This is a genomic window from Bacillus sp. TH13 (assembly GCF_016651175.1).
GTDB classification, from domain to species: domain Bacteria; phylum Bacillota; class Bacilli; order Bacillales; family Bacillaceae_G; genus Bacillus_A; species Bacillus_A thuringiensis_S.
Window position 1 is genome coordinate 1,766,496 of the sequence record NZ_JAEKEJ010000025.1, and the last position, 21,211, is coordinate 1,787,706.

A 21,211-nucleotide genomic window follows, 5' to 3' on the forward strand; every position below is an offset into this window, starting at 1 on the left:
TCAAAAAAGCCGATAACCTACTTATAAAATAGTAAGCTATCGACTTTATACACGTTTTTTATTCTTTTATAAATCCTAGAATCGACCGTAACCTAAGAAATGTTTTTGGTTATATGAGCTGTTAATATCACCGTACGCAATTCCTTTATCACTAGCATGAATCATTTGGCCATTACCAACGTAAATACCAATGTGAGATGGACCTGCTTTATAAGTACCTTGGAAGAATACTAAGTCTCCTGGTTGTGGGCTACCTACTTTAGAAACTGAGTTCCAGTAACCTGCAACGTCTTGACGACCTACACCAAAGATGTAAGAAATGAATCCACTACAATCAAAACCACCGTTTGATGGAGATGCACTTCCCCAAACATAAGGCATACCTAAGTATTGCTTTGCCTTACCAATTACGCCCGGAACCGGATTTGGATCTGGTGTTGGCTTTTGCTCTTCTTTTTTAGGTGCTTCTTTCTTAGGCTCTTCTTTTTTTGGTTCTTCTTTTTTAGGCTCTTCTTTTTGAGCTTGTCCACCATTGTTTGCTGGTGCAGCTTGCTCTGCAGGTGCTTGTGCTGGCTGAGCTTGCGCAGCTTTAGCAGCTTGCTCTGCTTGTTTTTGAGCAGCAGCTTCTTGTGCAGCTTTTGCTTGTGCTTCTTCTTCTGCAATGCGTTGTAATTGTAACGCTTGTTTTTCAAGCTCTTTCAATTGACCTTCTGTACTTGTCATTGTAGTTACAACTGTATCCATTTTACCGCTTAAATCGTTTACCGCTGTTGCTTTTTTCTCTTTTTCAGCGTCAAGTTCTTTCTTAGCAGTTTCAATTTGAGTTTGTGCTTCTTTTAATTCTTTTTGTTTCTCTTTTACCGTTGCAACATCTTTTTTCACACTAGCTTGGTCTTCTTGTTGTGTTTTCATGATATCTTCATCAGACTCAAGAATTTTAGAAACAGAAGTTAAACGATCAACTAAATCTGCAACGTTTTTAGAGTTTACAAGAACTTCTGTTACAACGTTCGTATTTGGTTGTTCTTGAAGTGCAACTAAACGCTTTCTTAATAACTCTTCACGTTTTGCAATCTTTGTTTGTAATTCTGCAATATCTTTATTTTTCTTTTCAATTAATTGCTCAGTATCAGAAACTTTTTTCGTTGTTTCATCAAGCTTTGTAGCATTCTCTTGAACAGATTTATCTAAACCTTGAATTGTTTTGTTTAAGTCATTCATTTGTTTTTGTAATTCATCACGTTCTTGTTGTTGTTTATGTAAAGTGTCATTTTGTGTGTTAATTTGTGATTTCACGTCAGAAATTTTATCTTCTGCAAATACATTTGGTGTTAGTCCTGAAAACATTAACCCTGCAACTAATGCGCAAGATGCCATTTTTAGCTTTTTCATTTTATTTTTTACACCGCTTTCTTTTTTCTTTTTCCGTATATAACCTATAAAATTTATACCATAATTCGGGATTTTTTTTGCTAATGTTACGCTTTTGTAAAACAAATGTAATATTATTTGTAGCTCTAGCGCAAAATTCGTATATTTTTGTATGTATGTGTAGAAATTTATATACTTTTCTCACTTCTGTAAACAAAGAAAAAACGCAAGGAATCCCTTACGTTTTATTAAATATACGAATACAAACGAAATGCTATTTCATCCATTTCTCAGCCCAATTTTGGACCTCATCCATAACACTTTCTAACGCTTTTCCCTTGTCAGTTAAGCCATACTCGATTCGAACTGGTACTTCTGGATAGACATTACGAACTACAATGCCCTCGCTTTCCAATTCCTTCAAACGCTCTGACAACATACGATCGCTCATATTTGGGATAATATCTGCGATTTCTCTAAAACGTTTCGACTCTTCAAGCAAAGATTTAATAATTAAGCCAGTCCATTTCTTACTAAGCAAAGTAAAAGCTGACTCAAACTTTGGACATAAACAAGAATTATGCTCCATATGTTTCACCTCTCTTCTATTATAATATAGTTTCTTGTAAAAAGTAAGTTATAAAACTTTCCTCATTATTTTATTTTACGTACATTTTACCATTTCCAAATATTAACTTGTCAACTAAACGTAACATACCCGTAAAAAAACCCTCTTAAAAAGAGAGCTTTTTATATCTTTATTACTTCGTATACCATCCAAGACCTAATGCACCTTCACCTAAGTGCGTACCAATTACAGCTCCAAAATAACCTGTACGAATTGTGACGTGAGGATATTTTGCTTCTAATTCTTTCTTCCATTCATTCGCTTCCTCTTCACGTTGCGCATGAATGATAACTGCTTCCATAGGTACACCTTTACTTGCTTGCTCATCAAAAATTTCAATGATACGTTTTAATGCTTTTTTACGTGTACGAATCTTTTCAAACGGAATAATGATTTTATCTCTAAAATATAAAACTGGCTTCACTTGTAACAGACTGCCGATGAAAGCTTGCGCGCTATTTAATCGACCACCACGTTGCAAATGATGTAAATCATCAACTACAAAATAGGCGTCCATCGTTTTCTTCATTTCATCAAAACGAGCGATAATCTCTTTTGGATTCTTTCCTTCACTTGCTAACTTTGCACCTTCACGCACATAAAACCCTTGTACTTCACAACTAATTTCAGAGTCATACGTATATACATCAATACCCTCTACCATCTGTCCAGCTGTCGTTGATGTTTGATATGTACCACTAATTCCACTTGATAGGTGAATACTAATAACTGCATCATAATCTTTAGCTAGCTCTTCATATAGCTCAACAAACTTTCCGATTGCTGGTTGAGAAGTTTTTGGAAGTTCCTCTTGTTCACGTACTTTCACATAAAAATCATCTGCTGAAATTTCAGCTTCTTCTTGATAAGATTCTGTTCCAAACACAACGTTTAATGGAATCATATATATATTGAGTTCATCACGAATTTGCTTCGGTATATATGCCGTACTATCAGTAACAATAGCTATTTTCATTTTCGTACCTGCCTTATAAAAAGTTTTATTTCCTAATTTTACACGAAAACTACAAATGGTGCATCCATACATGAAAATGCCGGTTGAAATTATACCTACCATCTCGACAAATTACAACAAAAAGATAAAATACTCACCAAAAACTTCAGCATATTTAGAAAAAATGTTTGAATATAAAAAGACTCGCTTTTAAAATGGAAAGTACTAGTCATTTTGATAGATAGGGGCGTACACAAGTGCTATTACAATATTTAACAATCAAAGACTACGGCGAACACGAAATCGTCATTCAAAAATCAAGATTTATTTGTTATATTAGCCGAGCAACGACTGAGGAAGAGGCTCAAGAATTTATACAAAAAATAAAAAAACAACATTGGAATGCAACACATAATTGTTCCGCTTATTTAATTGGCGAACAAGATCATATTCAAAAGGCAAATGATGACGGTGAGCCTAGCGGTACAGCTGGCGTACCAATGCTGGAAGTACTTAAAAAACGTGGACTAAAAGATACCGTCGTCGTCGTAACACGCTATTTTGGTGGCATTAAACTTGGCGCAGGTGGCTTAATTCGTGCATATGGAAAGTGTACAAGCGAAGGCATTAATCATGTCGGTGTTGTCCAGCGAAAACTAATGCGTGTGATGCAAACCGAGATTGATTACACATTACTTGGCAAAGTGGAAAATGAATTACGCAATTCAAAATATGCTATTAAAGATATACATTATCTAGAAAATGTCACATTTGATACGTATGTAGAAGAAGACGGTAAACAAGCATTTACAGATTGGATGATTGAATTAACAAACGGGAAATGTACAATTACAGAAGGAGATATGTTGTACTTAGAACAAGATGTTATCTAAGAATAACCCATTTATCACCTTCAAAGATTAATGTAGTGAATTACTTCCCTACAAATGGACTAACGAACTAAGGAGATTATATATGGAAGAACGTTATTATCATCTCCAAAATAGCAGAATAAAAAAGAAGCGAAGAAGGAAACTTTTCTTCTTCCTTATTTTCGCATTTTTATTTGGCAGTATAGGAGTTTATGTGTTAAATTCTTACTCTTCTCTTATGGGGATGTATAGTGGTTTTACTCGTGAAAAATCGGATTTAAGAAACAAAGATGTAGAAATTACAAAGGAACCTTTTACAATTCTCATTATGGGTATAGAAGATTATGCGACAGATGGTCAAAATGGTCGTACAGACTCATTAATGTTTGCAACAGTCAATCCAAAAACGCAAAAGATTTCACTTATGAGTATTCCTCGTGATTCTCGAGTTAAAATTGTTGGCAAAAATAAGGAAGACAAAATTAACGCTGCCCATGCTTACGGCGGAGAAGAAATGGCAATCAAAACTGTCGAAGGCTTTCTAAAAGTTCCTGTAGACCATTATCTGAAAATTGATTTCCAAGGCTTTAAAGGTATCGTTGATGCTGTTGGCGGCGTTACCGTTGACGTACCCTTCGATTTCTGGGAGCGCTCTGACGTGGATTACTACAAAAAAATTCAATTTAAGCAAGGACAGCAAAACTTAAACGGTGAAGAAGCACTTGCTTACGTCCGTATGCGAAAGCAAGATCCAAATGGCGATTATGGTCGAGCTGCTAGACAAAGACAATTACTGGCCGCTGTTGCTCATAAACTAAACTCCACCTCTACTGTATTTAAAATTAAAGATTTAACAGCTGTCGTTGGAAAATATATAAAAACCGACATTCCTATTTCAGACGGACTTGCTCTTTACAATAAACTTTCTGGATTTGATCCTTCTACAATGCAAACGTTAAAGCTTGAAGGCGAAGACAAAAAGATAGGCGGTATTTATTACTTCCTTCCAGATCCAATCAGTGTAGAAACGGTGCGTAACGAAATTGAAAAAGAATTAGGAGAAAAAGCAAAAAATCCAACTACAAAAAACAACTCAAATCCTGATTCAAATTCAAGTTCTAACTCTAACGAACAAACAAAAAAAGAGACAAACCAAAATAAAACACCAACTGATCCGCCACCTTCTACAAATGCTCATGCAGAGTGGATTATGCGCAATCAGCCGTAACAAAAAGGCCCAATCTATCCGATTGGGCCTTTTTTTATTTACTTATTAAAGTGTTGTAAAATCGCTTCTACAATACGCTCTGATGCACGACCATCACCATAAGGGTTAGATGCTTTCGCCATCTTATCATGAGCTTCTTTATCTGATAACAGCTCATCAGCAAGACCAAAGATTGTCTCTTCGTCTGTTCCTGCTAATTTCAGCGTACCTGCTTCAATACCTTCAGGACGCTCTGTTGTATCACGAAGAACAAGAACTGGTACCCCAAGTGATGGAGCTTCTTCTTGTACACCACCAGAATCCGTTAACATTAAGTATGAACGAGCTGCAACATTGTGGAAATCAATTACATCTAGCGGCTCAATTAAATGAATACGGTTATGTTCACCTAAAATTTCATTTGCTATTTCACGAACAACAGGGTTCATATGAACAGGGTACACAACTTGTACATCTTCATGCTTATCAACAAGACGCTTAATTGCACGGAACATATTACGCATCGGTTCACCTAAGTTTTCACGGCGGTGAGCTGTCATAAGTACAAGACGATCATTTCCAAGTTTCTCTAGTACAGGATGACTATATGTTTCTTTTACAGTCGTTTGTAGCGCGTCAATCGCTGTATTTCCTGTAATAAAAATACGTGACTCATCTTTATTTTCCTTCTGTAAGTTCGTTGCTGATTTTGCTGTTGGTGAGAAATGAAGATCCGCCATTACACCTGTTAATTGACGATTCATCTCTTCTGGGTATGGAGAATACTTATCCCACGTACGAAGGCCCGCCTCAACATGACCTACTGGAATTTGATTATAAAAAGCAGCTAAGCTTGCAATAAATGTTGTTGTTGTATCACCATGTACAAGTACAATATCCGGCTTCGCTTCTTTCATTACTTTATCCAAACCTTCTAAACCACGCGTTGTAACATCAATTAAAGTTTGGCGGTCTTTCATGATATTTAAATCGAAATCTGGCGTAATTCCAAAGATACTTAATACTTGATCTAACATTTGGCGATGCTGTGCTGTTACAGTCACAATCGATTCAATTTTTTCTGGGTGTTTTTGCAACTCTAATACAAGAGGTGCCATTTTAATTGCTTCTGGACGTGTCCCGAAAATTGTCATTACTTTTAAACGTTCAGTCATGTGATTGCCTCTTTTCTTTCACTAATTACAGCTTCTATTATGACATATAAAAATATGCATGAGTACATCCCTTTTTAACGCATAACAGAAACTTTTCTATTACAAATACTTTTTCTTCCCACCGAGTAATAATCTATCTTTTGTTTCTTAACATCTTCATCAGTATAACAATTTCTCCCATCAAATAAAATAGGCTCCCTCATAAGTTGTACGTACTTTTCTAACGGATAAGTTTGAATATCTTCCCATTCTGTTACGATAAAAACCGCACTCGCATCTCTAATCGATTCATCTATACATCTACTATATTGTATAGCATCTCCAAATATATTTTTCACATATTGAATTGCTTTTGGGTCGTAAAGAACAATATCTGCACCTATATTAATTAATGCTTCTATTATAATAAAAGATGATGCCTCTCTAATATCATCCGTATTCGGTTTAAAGGATGCGCCAAGAACTGCAATCCGCTTTTTATTCATGTTCATGACTTTTTTCGCTTTTTCAATCAATAGCAGTTGTTGCTTATTATTTACTTCAATAACCGCTTTTAACAAACGAAAATCATGAGCAACATTTCCCGCAATTTGCACCAGCGCTTTCGTATCTTTTGGAAAACATGATCCCCCGTATCCAATACCTGCATTTAAAAAAGATGCACCGATCCTCTTATCCATTCCCATCCCTTTAGCAACATCCAATACATTTGCGCCTACCTTCTCACATATATTTGAAATTTCATTAATGAAACTAATCTTTGTAGCTAAAAAGGCATTCGACGCGTATTTAATCATCTCTGCACTTTTAATATCTGTAATATACGTTTCTAAGCGTAATTCACCATACAAACTCTCTACTCTTCTTGCTACTTCGTCACTATCCGCTCCAATTACAATACGATCTGCATGAAAGAAATCATAAATTCCTGAACCTTCACGCAAAAACTCTGGATTCGATACGATATGTAATGTATACCTCCCCTTTAACTCCTCCTCAATCCATCCTTTCATTACATCATTTGTACCTACTGGAACTGTACTTTTCGTAACAACAATAATATCGTTCGTCGCATATAATCCAATATCGTTACAAGCACTCTGAATATACGTTAAATCCGCCGTCCCATCTAATAAAGGTGGTGTTCCAACTGCAATAAATATAAACTCTACATCCTCAAATGCCTCTTCTTTATTTGATGTGAAAGTTAAAGCATTATTCTCATATGCATGATTTATTAATTCATGTAATCTAACCTCATAAATAGGTAAATCCCCTTGTTTTATCCGTTCAATTTTCTCATCATCTATATCAAAACATGTAACTGAATGCCCCAACTTTGCCAATCCTACTCCTGTAATCAATCCAACATATCCAGTACCTACTATCGTAATTTTCATTTCCTTTTCGCACAGGAACATACAATAGAAAAGATATGAAATATAGAATTCTCCCTGTGCTTCCCCCTCTCACATTAAAAATGAGAAAACTCTTTTCCTTTTTCATTATATGAATTACTTCTCTCATTCTTTTTAAAGTTTTTGTAAAATTAAATGCACTATAATATAAAGTGAAACTTTAATCAGTGGGGGTTTTGTTCACCCCCCACTGATTATCAGCCCTCACCAATCGGGCCTTTACGGGCAGTTGATCCCCACCTAACTTCTTTGCTTTGCTGAATTTTGAGGTGGGGGTCTTACTGCCCGTTAATGTGGGATAAAGTAAAATTTTAATTAGTAGGAATGGGGCTACTAGTTGACGTGAGATAAATTCCCACATTTTAACACGAAACTTACTCATTTCTACGTGTAACACTTATAATACTGAACTAAAAGTATTCACTATCGAAGAAAAAGAGGAAATGTCATATTCCAAAGTCCAGTACGATTAACCTTCTCATATGATTCAATATTCTATATACAATTGTCATATATTCTATCCGCTTCCATTAACCGTAAAAAGAAAAAAGATTGAATTCTAATCTTTTTGTGATACCATATGTTATGAGCCTGTAAATAAACATCATAATTTTCAGATAAATATATTTTCAAAAAAAAAATTACGTTAGACTATAAAGGGTGGGGTATTAATGGACTCACAAGTGATTTATGCCATTTTGGCATCTTTTATCACTGTACTCGTCGTTACTCCTTTAGTTATTAAATTAGCTTTTAAAATAGGAGCGACAGATAAGCCAAACGCACGTAAAGTGCACCAAAAGATTATGCCACGTCTTGGCGGGTTAGCAATATTTATTGGTGTAGCTGTAGGATTTGTTGTCGGTGGCTTATATGAGCAAAGAATGTTATCGATAACGCTAGGTGCGATTATCATTGTAATCATCGGAATTTTAGATGATATGTACGAGTTATCTGCGAGAGTAAAATTCGGTGGACAACTGTTAGTTGCCATTATGATTGTAAAAAGTGGATTATTAGTGCAAGTATTATATATTCCATTCCTTGGGGATACTGAACTTGGATGGCTTGCTTATCCAATCACAGTATTTTGGCTTGTAGGTATTACGAATGCAATCAACTTAATTGACGGCTTAGATGGATTATCTGCTGGGATTTCATCTATCGTACTTGCAACGCTAGCATATATGGCCTTCACTAGCCCATGGGGTACTGGAACAGCTATTATCTTGCCACTCGCATTAATTATATTAGCAAGTACAATTGGATTTTTATTCTACAACTTCCATCCAGCAAAAATTTTCATGGGAGATACAGGAGCACTATTTTTAGGATACTGTATTTCTGTTATATCGTTGCTTGGATTATACAAAAGTGTAACGTTATTCAGTTTTATCGTTCCAATTATCATTTTAGGTGTACCTATATTTGATACGATATTTGCAATCATCCGTCGTATCGTAAATAAAAAACCTATTTCAGCACCAGATAAATCGCATTTACATCACCGCTTACTTGCAATGGGATTCTCTCATCGCAAAACGGTACTAATTATATACGCATTCGGTATTTTCTTTAGTGTAAATGCCATTATTTTCACTAGTGCAACGTTATGGTTATCCATTATTCTTCTTTTCGCTTTGATTTTCTTCACAGAAATCATTGCTGAAATAATCGGGCTTGTACATGAACGTTACAAACCACTTATTTCCTTTTATAAAAAAGTGAAAAAACGCGAAGACTAATTGTAGTATAGCCTTTACCATTATGAAATATTCAAATAGCGTCCTCTTTCTTATAAGAGGATGCTATTTTTTATTCATTATTTTACATTTCCAAAATATAGCTTGTTTGAGAGTTCCACTATTGGAGAAAGATATACATAATAAGAAAAGGATTATATTTTCTTTTTACATCTTGATTGTCAAACTGAGGGTGAATGTTATGATCAAGCGAGTATTTCAATACACTATTTTATTTTTAACGATTACTATGTACGCGTCATCTCATGCAGGAGCAACTACAATTACCCCTGCTGAACATCATCCAAATACTGAAACTACCTCTTCTACCCAAAAAATCGCGTACTTAACATTTGATGACGGACCAAACAAATATACTACACAAATTTTAAACATCTTAAAAGAAAAGAACGGAAAAGCAACTTTCTTTGTTATTGGTGGAAAAGTACCACATTATAAAAAAACAATGCAGCGATTAATTAAAGACGGACATTATATCGGACTTCACAGTATGTCACACGATGTAAAACGCCTTTACACTGGCGATCCATCTGCTTTAATTACAGAAATGGAACAAACACAAAACATTGTCCAGCAAGTTACGAAATTAAATACACATCTCGTTCGCGTTCCGTATGGTAGTATGCCTTACTTAAAAAAGAATTACCGTGACGCACTTGTATCGGCCCAGTATAAAATGTGGGATTGGACAATCGATACATACGACTGGAAAAGCTATGACAATCCTTCTGCCATACTCGAAAGAGTACGTAATCAAAGTGATGAACAAGTAGAAGTCATTTTAATGCATGATTCGAGTGTAACCGTACAAATACTGCCACAAGTAATTGATTATTTACAGTCACAAGGATACAAACTTCTTCCCTATAATCCTTCTTCTCATCTTAAGGTAAATTTTTGGAAAGACACAAGATTGTAACAGCTTTAGTGCTTATGTACTAAAGCTGTTTTATTTTTCTCTTCCCACCCTTCCCATTTTTGTGTAAAATTTTAGATAGTGATGAAGTTTCGAGGTGAATAGAAATGAAACGAATAGATCTCATTTTTAACGCAATACAAAAAGGCAATTATACAGAAGGTGTAACCGCATCAGAACTAGCTACCCTGTTGCAACTAGATCGCGCCAATGTAAGTAGCGACTTAAACAAACTTGTAAAAGACAAACGTTTATTAAAAACAAATACGCGTCCTGTTCGTTTTTACATAGAAACGAACGCTTCGTTGGAAACGCATTCAAAAGAAGTAACTTCATTAGATACATTTGCAATTGAAAATACAAGCCTTAAAATCGCAATTGAAAAAGCGAAAGCTTCTATTCTCTATCCTCCAAACGGTATGCATACTTTACTGCTCGGAGAAACAGGAGTGGGAAAGTCTATGTTTGCTTCTTTAATGCACGAATATGCAATTGAAGTTGAACAGCTTCCCAAAGATGCACCATTTATCGTATTTAACTGTGCTGATTATGCAAATAATCCACAACTACTACTTGGACAGTTATTTGGAATTAAAAAAGGAGCTTACACAGGTGCAAGTGATCAAAAAGGGTTAATTGAAAAAGCTCATGAAGGGATTCTCTTCTTAGATGAAGTCCATCGCCTGCCTCCAGAGGGACAAGAAATGCTTTTCACCTTTATTGACCGCGGAGTATACCGACGCCTTGGAGAAACAGAAAACGAGCGTAAAGCACAAGTATTAATCATTACTGCAACAACAGAAGAACCAAATTCATTTTTATTAAAAACATTTACAAGACGTATACCGATGACTGTCACGCTGCCACCACTTCGTGAGCGTACACATAAAGAACGCTTTGCTTTACTACAGCTATTTTTTACAAATGAAGCAATTCGTCTGCGAAAAGAAATTCACGTTAGTCCGAATGCAATGCGTGCTTTCGTCTTTTACAATTGTCCCAATAACATTGGTCAATTAAAAACAGATGTACAAATTGCCTGTGCGAAAGCCTATTCTGAATTCGTGACAAAGAAACGTGATTCTGTCTATGTTTCAAGTACAGACTTACCTTGGTATATGAAAGAAGGGCTGTTCATTGAAAGGAAGAGCCGTCACTTATACCAAATACCAAATGAAACATTTGTATTTACAGGTGATGAAGGTTGGAGTAATCATAAAACAGAAGATGAAAAACGTTCTTCTATTTACGATTATATTGATTATAAATACGAAGAACTTCAAGCACGCGGTATTGAAGAGGAAGAATTAGAATTACTAATAGAAAATGATGTTCAAAGCTTTTTCGTACAATATTTTAACCAAATATCAAAAAAAACAAGCCATGAAAATGTTTTTAAAATTGTGGATCGTAATATCGTTTCCGTATGTGAAAAAATAGCGGAACTTGCGGAAAAGTATTTATCTAAGACGTTTGATGAAAAAGTATTTCTCGCTTTAAGTTTACATGTACAGACAACTCTACAACGTTTACAAAGCGGAAAACAAATACATCACCCACAATTAAATCAAATTCGTACGAAATATAAAGAAGCCTTTTCCGTAGCTATGCAAGGCATTCAACTACTGGAAGAAGAATTACAAATAACAATGCCTATTGATGAAGCTGGCTTTTTAACAATGTTCTTCGTTGTTGATCCAATTCCTGCCTCACAAACAGAAGTAAAAGTATTAATATTAGCACACGGTAATGGCATCGCAACTGAAATGGCAAACGTTGCAAACGAACTTCTCGGCATTGAGGAAGTAACCGGTATTGATATGCCGTTACACGAATCACCGAAAGATTTCTTAGAACGTGTGAAAGTGTATATGAAAACACTACAAAATGTAAATGGGCTTCTCTTACTTGTCGATATGGGGTCACTTGCTTATATCGGTGACATATTAGAAACGGAGTTCAAAATTCCTGTACGTGTTCTCTCGATGACGAGCACACCACACGCACTAGAAGCAGCTCGAAAAGCCCAGCTCGGTTATTCATTAGATGCGCTATATGAAACAGTAAAAAATTTAACACCGTTTTACTTAAACGTACAAGAAGAAAAGAAAAAACCTCTCTCTCCAATGAAATCTGTTATTTTAACAGCTTGTTTAACTGGTGAAGGAAGTGCTTTAGCAATTCAAAAAATGTTAGAGAACTATTTACGATTTGATAAAGACTTAATTGAAATTATTCCGATTAGTATCGTGCATGAAAAAGATTTAACGAAAATGATCGAGAACATAAAAAAAGAGCGTAACATCATTTGTATCGTCACGAATTTCGATGTGCAAGTGCCGTGCTTAACATATCATTTCCAAGACATCGTAAACTACACAGCGATTCAGCCCATTCAAGAATTAATTACGTATGAAGAAACATATGCAAAAATGGCGGATATTCTTGAACAACAAATGCAGCGTAACGATGGGGCATTACTTATCAAAACAATTCGTTACGCATTAAATACAATTCAAGAATTAATCTCCTTACAGCTAACTCCTGATAGCTTAATGGGTGTTATTCTGCATATGAGCTGTATGGTTGACCGTCTTCAAAAAGGAGAAAGCCTTCTTCCTCACCCTGATAAAGAGAAAAGAAGACAAGATGAATACTGGATGTATATGAAAGTAAAAAAAGCATTGCAACCAATTGAAAATACATTTGAAATACAAATACCTGATGACGAAGTATTTTACGTTATGGACTTCTTTATTAAAAATCAGCCTGCGAAAAATTAATCGAGGCATTTTTTAAAAATATCGACCGTAACGCGAGTTATATCAGCGATTTTCAAAATATATCGATTTACCGACAATAATCGCTAAAACTAGCACCTTATATTAAGAAGAAAAGGCTGTTCCAACATATGGACAGCCTTTTCCTCTACTTCTTTACTTTTCTAACTCGCCCTCTTATTTCTCCTCTTTTTTGTGATTTCGTATGGACATTAACATATACATTTGCTTGAATAATTTCTTGAAGTAAATGTACAAATGATTTCCCTTGTAAAGGTCCCTCAAAATCCTCTACATTCACTACACCAGTAATACTTCCCTCGTTCAAACTAATCCCTTGCTCCAGTGGACCATACAAATATAAAACAACAGGACCAATTTGAGTAGACTTCCCTAAATGAATTTGACACGATGTAACCTTTTCTATACTTTTTAGTATTACTCTGTAATGCAATTTCGTTAAATCATCACTAAAAATAAACTCTGCTACCCCAAAAGCTTCTGTATTTACAGGAGGCACTTCCCTCTTACCTGTTAACCTGGCAAAGAAATGTGTTGTCATAAGGCATTCTCCTTATATAAATTTCCCAGCACTACTTCTACTACTTTATGGTTTAGACATAATCATTTATGACTTTTTCAATTTTAATTACAAAGAAAAGATTCACAAAATCTTTACATTAAAATCGTTCCTGTAGATTGAAAGTCTCTTGTATAATGCACATAGAAAAACATTATAGGAGGTTATTTTGAAAAAAAACAAACACATCTTTCACACATTATTAGAGATTTTTCTCGTCTCATTTAAATTAGGACTTACTTCATTCGGCGGTCCTGTCGCTCATCTCGGCTATTTTCACCACGAATACGTGCAAAAAAGAAAATGGATGGATGAACGAAGCTATGGAGATTTAGTAGCGCTATGTCAATTCCTTCCTGGTCCTGCCAGCAGTCAAGTCGGTATGGGGGTTGGATTATTAAGGGGCGGGTTATTAGGAGCTATTATTTCATGGATTGGATTCACTTTACCGTCTGTACTTGTTTTAGTTTTCTTCGCCTCATTCCTTAATCAGTTCGATCTTGGAAGTGCTGGCTGGATTCATGGACTAAAACTTGTAGCAGTCGCTATTGTCGCTCATGCCATATGGGGAATGGCGCAAAAGTTAACTCCAGATCGCAACCGTGCGACGATTGCGATTGTAACTGCCGCAATCACCTTATTATGGCCAAGTAGTTGGACACAAGTCATCCTCATTATAATATGTGGCTTTATCGGCTGGTTTTTATATCGCAACCAACCAATTAGCCAATCTCAAAATATAAAAGTACCTATTTCAAAAAAGATAGCAGTTTCTTGTCTCGTCTTATTCTTTGGACTATTACTACTGCTACCAATATTAAGACCGTTCTCTTATTACATCGCTTTATTTGATAGTTTCTATCGCTCTGGCGCACTTGTATTTGGAGGAGGACACGTCGTGCTGCCTCTTCTTGAAGGTGAGTTCGTACAAAACGGAATGATGACGAAAGAACAGTTCCTAGCTGGATACGGATTAACACAAGCAGTACCAGGACCACTATTTACATTCGCCTCTTATATAGGAGCAGTGTTAAACGGGACGCTTGGGGCAACACTCGCAACAATTGCGATTTTCCTCCCTGCTTTCTTACTCGTTATTGGTGTTTTACCATTTTGGAACAGTGTGAGAAAAATATCATTCATACAAGGCGCACTACTTGGTGTTAACGCCGCAGTTGTTGGTATTTTAATTGCCGCTTTTTACGATCCCATTTGGACGAGTACAATTATAAATGCTTCAGATTTCGTTTTCGCTTCGCTTCTTTTTTGCTTACTAGCTTTTTGGAAAACACCACCTTGGGTTATCGTTATACTCGGAGCCTTTGGCGGATATATTCTGTCCATTTTATAAATAGAAAAAACGACGGCATGATGTAGCCGTCGTTTTTTCTATTAAAACTTCACAAGCTCTATTCCTTCTGGTAATTCACTCTCTGTTAAAATACGCAATTCCTTCACACGATCCATTACGTAAGAAGAACGCTTCACAAGCTCTGGATCTATATAAGCTGGATGAACCATAATTTCTACCGTTTGTTCACCTTGTACTCTTTCTTTTAACTTCACAAAGTAATCTTCCGTCACACCATCCGCATAAAAGTCACTGTAAAATACATCAGAAAATGGATGCACCGCTCTATCTTCCCCACAACGACGAATTGGAACATTATATTTAGCTGCTAATCTCTCAAGAACATCGTGTAAGATCGGTAATCCGTGTACATGATGATGACTATCTAAATGAGTTGGTGTTAATCCGTAAGATAGGAATTTCTCAATTTGAGCAGTCCACTCTCTCTCAACTTCTTCTGGATTTATATTCCCTTCCCTTACAACACTTTGTTTATGAAACGACCCGTTTGCCCCTACGAGTGACGGCACATCCTTTAACAGTGGTTCCCCTGCTGTTAATACGAGATGTACGCCTACTCCAAGTAGGTTATACTCTTTCGCTAAGCGTACCGCATGCTCTGTTCCTGGCATATTCATCATCATCGTCGTTGAATTTACAAGTCCATTTATATGCCCATCAATAATGCCGTAATTTGTACCTTCTGTAAGACCGAAATCATCTGCATTTACAATTAACTTAATCATCATAATACCTCCTAATAGAATAAAAAAAGCGGGCTAAATAGCGCCGCTTTTACTTCTCTACCTTTTTAAAGAACTGTGGAAGATACTCTTTATGTGCTTCCAACATTTCATCTAAAATTTGTTTTGCAACTTTATCTGATGGTACAAGTGGATTGATTGTCATAGCAAGCAGCGCCTTTTGATAATCCCCTGTAACAGCAGCTTCAATTGTTGTGCGCTCGAATGATTTAATTTGTTGTACTAAACCGCGAACTGGTACTGGAAGATCTCCCACTGCAATTGGTTTTGGACCTTCTTTCGTAATAATACAGTTCACTTCAACAGCAGAATCATGTGGTAAGCTTGCAATTGTTCCGTTGTTTCGTGTATTAACAGGCTGGATATCACCTTTATTATTGTAAATAGACGTAATTAAGCTACATGCTGCATCACTATAATAAGCTCCGCCACGTTTTTCTAATTGTGGTGGCTTAATATCTAAGTTCGGGTCTTTATATAACTCAAATAAATCATTTTCTAATTGTTTTACTACTTCTGCACGTGTACCTTTTTCAACAGAAGCCTCTTTTTCTTCTTCTAACATTTCACGTGTTTTGTAGTAGTAACGATGGTATGGACATGGAATTGCACGAAGTCCGCGAATAAAGTCTGGTTCCCAGTTAAGCGCTGCGATATTTTCCATCGTAATTTGCTTTTCTGGATCTGTCACAAGCTCTAACACACGGTCCATTACACTTACGCCATCTAAATATACGTCTAGTCCGTATACCATATGATTTAAACCTGCGAAATCAACATGAACACGACTTGCATCTACTTCAAGTAATCTTGCAAGACCCATGCGGATTCCGATTGGAACGTTACATAGACCAACTACTCTTTGAACATTTGTATAACGAAGAGCTGCCTCTGTTACCATACCAGCTGGATTTGCAAAGTTAATTAACCATGCATTTGGACAGAGCTCCTCCATATCCTTACAAATATCTAAAATAACAGGAATCGTTCTCAACGCTTTGAATAAACCACCAGGACCATTCGTTTCCTGACCGATTACATCATACTTTAACGGAATTGCTTCATCTTTTGCACGTGCTTCTAATAAACCAACGCGAAGTTGTGTTGTTACGAAGTCAGCATCTTTTAATGCCTCACGGCGATCAAGTGTTAAATGTACCTCGATTGGTAAACCTGATTTTTTCACCATACGTTTCGCTAAGTTACCAACGATTTCTAACTTTTCTTTTCCTGCCTCGATATCTACTAACCAAATTTCACGAACAGGCAGTTCATCATAACGCTTAATAAATCCTTCAATTAACTCTGGTGTATAACTAGATCCACCGCCGATTGTAGCAATTTTAATTCCAGTCATGCTTTATTCCCCTTTCGCTTCTAATTTTTTATAAAGGTCAATAAATTCTGCCGCCAATTCTTTTACTGTAATCGCATTCATTAAATGATCTTGTGCGTGAATTAAAAGGACACTAACCTCTGTTTTTTCTCCTCTTGCTTCTGATTGTATGAGCTCTGTTTGGAAATGATGCGCTTCATTAATCGCTTCTTTCGCCTTTACCATCGCTTCATCTGCTTCTGTCATTTTCCCCTGTTTGGCAAATTGAAGTGCCTCCATCGCAAAGCTTCGTGCATTACCACTATTTAAAATTAATTGGAATGGAATTTGTTCTGCTGTAGTCATCATAATTACCGCCCTCTCTATAAGGTTCAACCGATTAAAATACCCCTTCAGTTTGAACATGTCTATTAAATTATTATTTTATGAATGATAGTTTGGTGTTCTTGTAGATGAGTATCATCTTTTTGAACATGATATAAAGGTAATTGTTCTCACAGATCATGTTATCTGTGAGAACAATTATTATGTTACATAGGTACAGAGTTGTTATTTCCTTGTGCTGCTTTCTCAGTACGGATAACTGAACGATCGCATGCGACAACGAATGGGAAGTAAATCGCCATTGCAACAACAAAGTTGAATAATTGTAAAATCGCACCAGAAGGATGTAAACCTGTTACAAGATACCCACTAATAATTGGTGGAACGTTCCATGGAACCATCGCTACTGTTTTTGGTACCCACCCTAAGTAAATTGCTGTATAAGATGTAATAACTAACACAACAGGTGTTAATACGAACGGGATGAATAAAATTGGATTTAATACGATTGGTGTACCAAAGATTACTGGTTCGTTAATGTTAAATGCACCAGGTCCAATTGATAGACGAGATACACCGCGTAATTGTGCACTTTTCGCTACAATTAATACAACTACTAAAAACGCTAATGTTGCACCAGAACCACCAAGATATACGAAAGTATCAAAGAATGGTTTTGTAATAATGTTTGGAACATCAAATGCAGATGTACCATCTTGGAATAACTTAATATTTTTCTCTAATGCTGGTAAATAAAGTGGCTCAATAATACCACCAACAATATTTGGACCATGTAAACCGAAGAACCAAAGTACATGTACTAATAACGCAATAAAGATTGCACTTGGTAACGTACCCGCTAAACCTTGTAATGGAACTTGTAATGTATTAAAGATATACTCATGAACACTTGTACCTGCTAGTTTTACTGCTAATTGAATACTTGCAATACCTGTTAAAATCACAAATGCTGGAACTAAAGCAGCGAAAGATTTCATTACTGCTGGTGGTACACCGTCAGGCATTTTAATTGTAATGTTTCTTTGAACAAAGAAGCGGAATATCTCCGTTACGAGTATGGAGACAATAAGTGAAACGAACAAACCCTGTGCGCCTGTCCAAAGCATATTTATTCCAGCTTCTTTTGGTGTTGTTGGTGTAAGAATAATTAATGCACCAAACGAAATAATACCTGCTGACAATCCATCAACACCGTAAGATTTTGCTAAGTTATAACTTATGGTAACCGCCACCATCAGAGCTAATACCCCGAAGGACCCTGTCCACATACCAGCACCAATTTGTGTCCAAGTTTCACCGAATAAATCTTTCATAAAATTTTGGAATGCTGGAATTGGTAAACCATTAACTAGTACTGCCATCGAACCAACTAAAATAAGTGGCATAACTGCAATAAATCCATCTCGGATCGCAGCTAAGTGACGTTGCGATCCGATTTTACCAGCAATCGGAACCATGTACTTCTCCATAAATGCAATAAACTTTTGCATTTTACTTCCCCCCTAATTATTTTTTAAGTGTTAATGCGTGATCTAAAACTGCTTCTCCATTCATCATGCCGTAGTGCATTGGATTGATAACGTCGATTCCAACATTTTTCTCGTCAGCAAGCGTTTTCATTGAAGAGAGCATGTAACGAACCTGTGGTCCTAGTAATAACACATCTGCTTGGTCGATATTGTTTTTTACTGCATCCCCAGATACAGCCCAAATCTTTCCTTCTAGACCGCGAGCTTTTGCAGCCGCTTCCATTTTTGTAACTAGTAAACTTGTAGACATCCCTGCTGAGCAACATAATAAAATATTCATTTGAAAATCCCCCTTGTGTAGTATAAAAAATTTATGTTTATTTATTTTTCTTTACACTATTTATTAATGCAATTAGCGTGCCAACTTTTTAAAAGCACTAAAATCAGTGCTTTTTCGAGCATTTTCTTTGTGTGTTAACGCTTTCAATTAGTGTGTTACTCAAAAAACACACAGTGTGTTATAAAACAACAAGCTTTTAACACATAACTGTATGAAAATAGATTAGTGTTTAGTTGTCTAGTTATGTTTCATATGAAAAAACACTAAAAAATTTTTTTATCGTAGAAATCTAGTAAAAAAACAACATACTCTTGAACACACTCTTCTATCTTTTGTCCAAGCAAACTCTACTAGATTACATAAAATAGAATAAAATAACAGAATTTGAAAGGAGAGTCCTATGCCAAAACATAGAAAAAAGAACAAAATGACGATTTATAAAATAACATGCTGTAAGAAAGATAGACGTTCTGAATTAGACTCTGACAATTTTGAACTAGAAGAGCAGGAAATAGAAAATAAACAGGACAAACAGGATAAGCAAGTACAATCGGAAAATGTAATTATAGTACCTACGGATTCACACAGCTTAGATGTGTGGGATGAAATTTCTCTAAAGGAAATACAAGCTGGTGAACATACGAAGTTATTTGAAGAAAAGAGTAATTATCAAAATATTAATTTAGTCCAAGTAAATGATGTTCGCTTATACTTGGACAAGCAACTACAATTTAGTTCCGTTGATGAGCAAATTTATCATGAAGCACTTGTACATCCAATTATGTCAAAAGTAATCGATCCAAAATGTGTTCTCATATTAGGTGGTGGCGATGGTCTTGCCTTACGAGAAGTTTTGAAATATGAAACTGTGCTACATGTAGACCTTGTTGATTTAGACGAGGCAATGATTAATATGGCACGTAATGTTCCAGAAATAGTATCTTTAAACAAAAACGCTTTTTTTGATAATCGCGTGAACGTGCACGTATGCGATGCAAAGGAATTTCTAAATTCACCTTCATCTTTATACGATGTAATCATTATTGATTTTCCAGACCCAGCGACAGAATTATTAAGTACTTTATATACAAGCGAACTATTTGCTCGTATAGCTACATTCTTAACAGAAGATGGTGCTTTCGTCTGTCAATCTAACTCACCTGCTGATGCACCTCGCGTATATTGGAGTATCGGTAATACAATTGAACACGCTGGATTAACTGTAAAAAGCTATCATACAATCGTTCCTTCTTTCGGAACTGACTGGGGATTTCATATTGCTGCTAACTCCGCACATGTACTCAATCAAATTGAACAATTATATGTAGTACCAACCCCTCGAACATTGCCTGCTCTTCTTTTTCCTTTATTTCAATTTAAAGAAGAACATCTAGAACAACGTAACCTCGCTCTTTTAAATTCAGAATCGAACCTTATCCTACATCAATGCTACAAACAGGAAATGAAGTTTTGACGATATTATAGTAAGGAGTGCTGCCCTATGAAATATTCTACTTTTGGCAAACATATGATAGTAGACTTATGGGGAGTGGATTTTTCCCTACTAGATGATATGCACTTTTTAGAATATCATCTAGTTACAGCTGCAGATTACTCTGGTGCCCATGTTTTAAACGTAAGTACAAAAGAATTCGATCCGCATGGCGTTACTGTTTTAGTTTTACTATCTGAAAGCCACCTTTCTATTCACACTTATCCAGAAAAAAACTTTGCAGCCATTGACTGTTATACGTGTGGTACGACCATTGAACCGCAAATAGCGGTTGATTATATCGTAAGTATATTAAAACCGAATGAGATGCATATAAAAAAGCTAATCCGTGGTATAGGGGAGATTGTTACTACCGATTAATTTTCACTCTTACTCATCCAGAAAAAGGAGGATTGTAAATACCATCAGTGGGGTGAACATTCCACTGA

Annotated in this window: 19 protein-coding genes; 8 read left to right on the top strand and 11 right to left on the bottom strand. The window is 35.9% G+C overall.

Annotated elements, in window-relative coordinates; genetic code table 11:
* Nucleotides 1-75: 75 nt before the first annotated feature.
* From JFU02_RS17640 to JFU02_RS17650, 3 genes are all read right to left on the bottom strand, one after another.
* Complete coding sequence (locus JFU02_RS17640; protein ID WP_061667792.1) at nt 76-1,497, bottom strand: coiled-coil domain-containing protein; 1,422 nt, start codon at nt 1,495-1,497, stop codon at nt 76-78.
* A gap of 148 nt (nt 1,498-1,645) precedes the next feature.
* Nucleotides 1,646-1,960, bottom strand: coding sequence for a winged helix-turn-helix transcriptional regulator (locus JFU02_RS17645; protein ID WP_000400857.1), 315 nt, complete (start codon nt 1,958-1,960; stop codon nt 1,646-1,648).
* 172 nt (nt 1,961-2,132) lie between these two features.
* The gene (locus JFU02_RS17650) at nt 2,133-2,975 is read right to left on the bottom strand and encodes a DegV family protein (RefSeq protein ID WP_000684725.1); all 843 of its coding nucleotides are present in this window, start codon (nt 2,973-2,975) and stop codon (nt 2,133-2,135) included.
* Between the two features lie 236 nt (nt 2,976-3,211).
* On the opposite strand from JFU02_RS17650, the gene JFU02_RS17655 reads away from it, so the two are divergent.
* On the top strand, nt 3,212-3,847 hold the full coding sequence (locus JFU02_RS17655) for a YigZ family protein (RefSeq protein WP_000926669.1): 636 nt from the start codon (nt 3,212-3,214) through the stop codon (nt 3,845-3,847).
* A gap of 82 nt (nt 3,848-3,929) precedes the next feature.
* Nucleotides 3,930-5,054 (top strand): LCP family protein, encoded by a 1,125-nt coding sequence (locus JFU02_RS17660; RefSeq protein WP_000392797.1) that lies wholly within the window; start codon nt 3,930-3,932, stop codon nt 5,052-5,054.
* Between the two features lie 38 nt (nt 5,055-5,092).
* Here the strand turns inward: JFU02_RS17660 and wecB are convergent, their stop codons facing one another.
* Both wecB and JFU02_RS17670 read right to left on the bottom strand, forming a co-directional pair.
* Nucleotides 5,093-6,208, bottom strand: a complete 1,116-nt coding sequence (gene wecB / locus JFU02_RS17665; protein WP_000140145.1) for a non-hydrolyzing UDP-N-acetylglucosamine 2-epimerase — start codon at nt 6,206-6,208, stop codon at nt 5,093-5,095.
* A 74-nt stretch (nt 6,209-6,282) separates the two neighbouring features.
* Entirely contained in the window at nt 6,283-7,608 is a 1,326-nt protein-coding gene (locus JFU02_RS17670; protein WP_201071354.1) for a UDP-glucose dehydrogenase family protein, read from the bottom strand.
* A gap of 689 nt (nt 7,609-8,297) precedes the next feature.
* On the opposite strand from JFU02_RS17670, the gene JFU02_RS17675 reads away from it, so the two are divergent.
* The 3 genes from JFU02_RS17675 to JFU02_RS17685 all read left to right on the top strand — a co-directional run bounded on the left by JFU02_RS17675 (nt 8,298) and on the right by JFU02_RS17685 (nt 13,088).
* Nucleotides 8,298-9,371 (top strand): glycosyltransferase family 4 protein, encoded by a 1,074-nt coding sequence (locus JFU02_RS17675; protein ID WP_000378320.1) that lies wholly within the window; start codon nt 8,298-8,300, stop codon nt 9,369-9,371.
* 199 nt (nt 9,372-9,570) lie between these two features.
* On the top strand, nt 9,571-10,308 hold the full coding sequence (locus tag JFU02_RS17680; RefSeq protein WP_000597169.1) for a polysaccharide deacetylase family protein: 738 nt from the start codon (nt 9,571-9,573) through the stop codon (nt 10,306-10,308).
* 104 nt (nt 10,309-10,412) lie between these two features.
* Nucleotides 10,413-13,088 carry a sigma-54-dependent transcriptional regulator gene (locus JFU02_RS17685; protein WP_000820979.1) on the top strand — a complete coding sequence of 892 codons (2,676 nt, stop codon included), beginning with the start codon at nt 10,413-10,415 and terminating at the stop codon, nt 13,086-13,088.
* Between the two features lie 145 nt (nt 13,089-13,233).
* On the opposite strand, the gene exsM is transcribed toward JFU02_RS17685, so the two are convergent.
* On the bottom strand, nt 13,234-13,647 hold the full coding sequence (exsM, locus tag JFU02_RS17690; RefSeq protein WP_000207049.1) for an exosporium regulatory protein ExsM: 414 nt from the start codon (nt 13,645-13,647) through the stop codon (nt 13,234-13,236).
* A 187-nt stretch (nt 13,648-13,834) separates the two neighbouring features.
* On the opposite strand from exsM, the gene JFU02_RS17695 reads away from it, so the two are divergent.
* Nucleotides 13,835-15,016 (top strand): chromate transporter, encoded by a 1,182-nt coding sequence (locus tag JFU02_RS17695; RefSeq protein ID WP_000739643.1) that lies wholly within the window; start codon nt 13,835-13,837, stop codon nt 15,014-15,016.
* A gap of 41 nt (nt 15,017-15,057) precedes the next feature.
* Here JFU02_RS17695 and chbG read toward each other — a convergent pair whose 3' ends face one another.
* The 5 genes from chbG to JFU02_RS17720 all read right to left on the bottom strand — a co-directional run bounded on the left by chbG (nt 15,058) and on the right by JFU02_RS17720 (nt 19,270).
* Nucleotides 15,058-15,762, bottom strand: coding sequence for a chitin disaccharide deacetylase (chbG, locus tag JFU02_RS17700; protein ID WP_097820887.1), 705 nt, complete (start codon nt 15,760-15,762; stop codon nt 15,058-15,060).
* A 49-nt stretch (nt 15,763-15,811) separates the two neighbouring features.
* On the bottom strand, nt 15,812-17,137 hold the full coding sequence (gene celF, locus JFU02_RS17705) for a 6-phospho-beta-glucosidase (protein ID WP_201071367.1): 1,326 nt from the start codon (nt 17,135-17,137) through the stop codon (nt 15,812-15,814).
* A gap of 3 nt (nt 17,138-17,140) precedes the next feature.
* The gene (locus JFU02_RS17710) at nt 17,141-17,464 is read right to left on the bottom strand and encodes a PTS lactose/cellobiose transporter subunit IIA (RefSeq protein WP_000989056.1); all 324 of its coding nucleotides are present in this window, start codon (nt 17,462-17,464) and stop codon (nt 17,141-17,143) included.
* Nucleotides 17,465-17,646: 182 nt separating this feature from the next.
* Nucleotides 17,647-18,951 carry a PTS cellobiose transporter subunit IIC gene (celB, locus tag JFU02_RS17715; protein ID WP_001168858.1) on the bottom strand — a complete coding sequence of 435 codons (1,305 nt, stop codon included), beginning with the start codon at nt 18,949-18,951 and terminating at the stop codon, nt 17,647-17,649.
* A gap of 16 nt (nt 18,952-18,967) precedes the next feature.
* Nucleotides 18,968-19,270: a PTS sugar transporter subunit IIB gene (locus tag JFU02_RS17720; RefSeq protein ID WP_001023563.1), complete on the bottom strand. Its 303-nt coding sequence runs from the start codon at nt 19,268-19,270 to the stop codon at nt 18,968-18,970.
* Nucleotides 19,271-19,670: 400 nt separating this feature from the next.
* Between JFU02_RS17720 and JFU02_RS17725 the strand changes: the two genes are divergently transcribed.
* Together JFU02_RS17725 and speD are read left to right on the top strand one after the other, a co-directional pair.
* Nucleotides 19,671-20,744: a polyamine aminopropyltransferase gene (locus JFU02_RS17725; RefSeq protein ID WP_061667794.1), complete on the top strand. Its 1,074-nt coding sequence runs from the start codon at nt 19,671-19,673 to the stop codon at nt 20,742-20,744.
* Nucleotides 20,745-20,771: 27 nt separating this feature from the next.
* A complete protein-coding gene (gene speD / locus JFU02_RS17730; RefSeq protein ID WP_061667795.1) occupies nt 20,772-21,143 on the top strand; it encodes an adenosylmethionine decarboxylase in 372 nt (123 codons plus the stop codon).
* Nucleotides 21,144-21,211 lie beyond the last annotated feature (68 nt).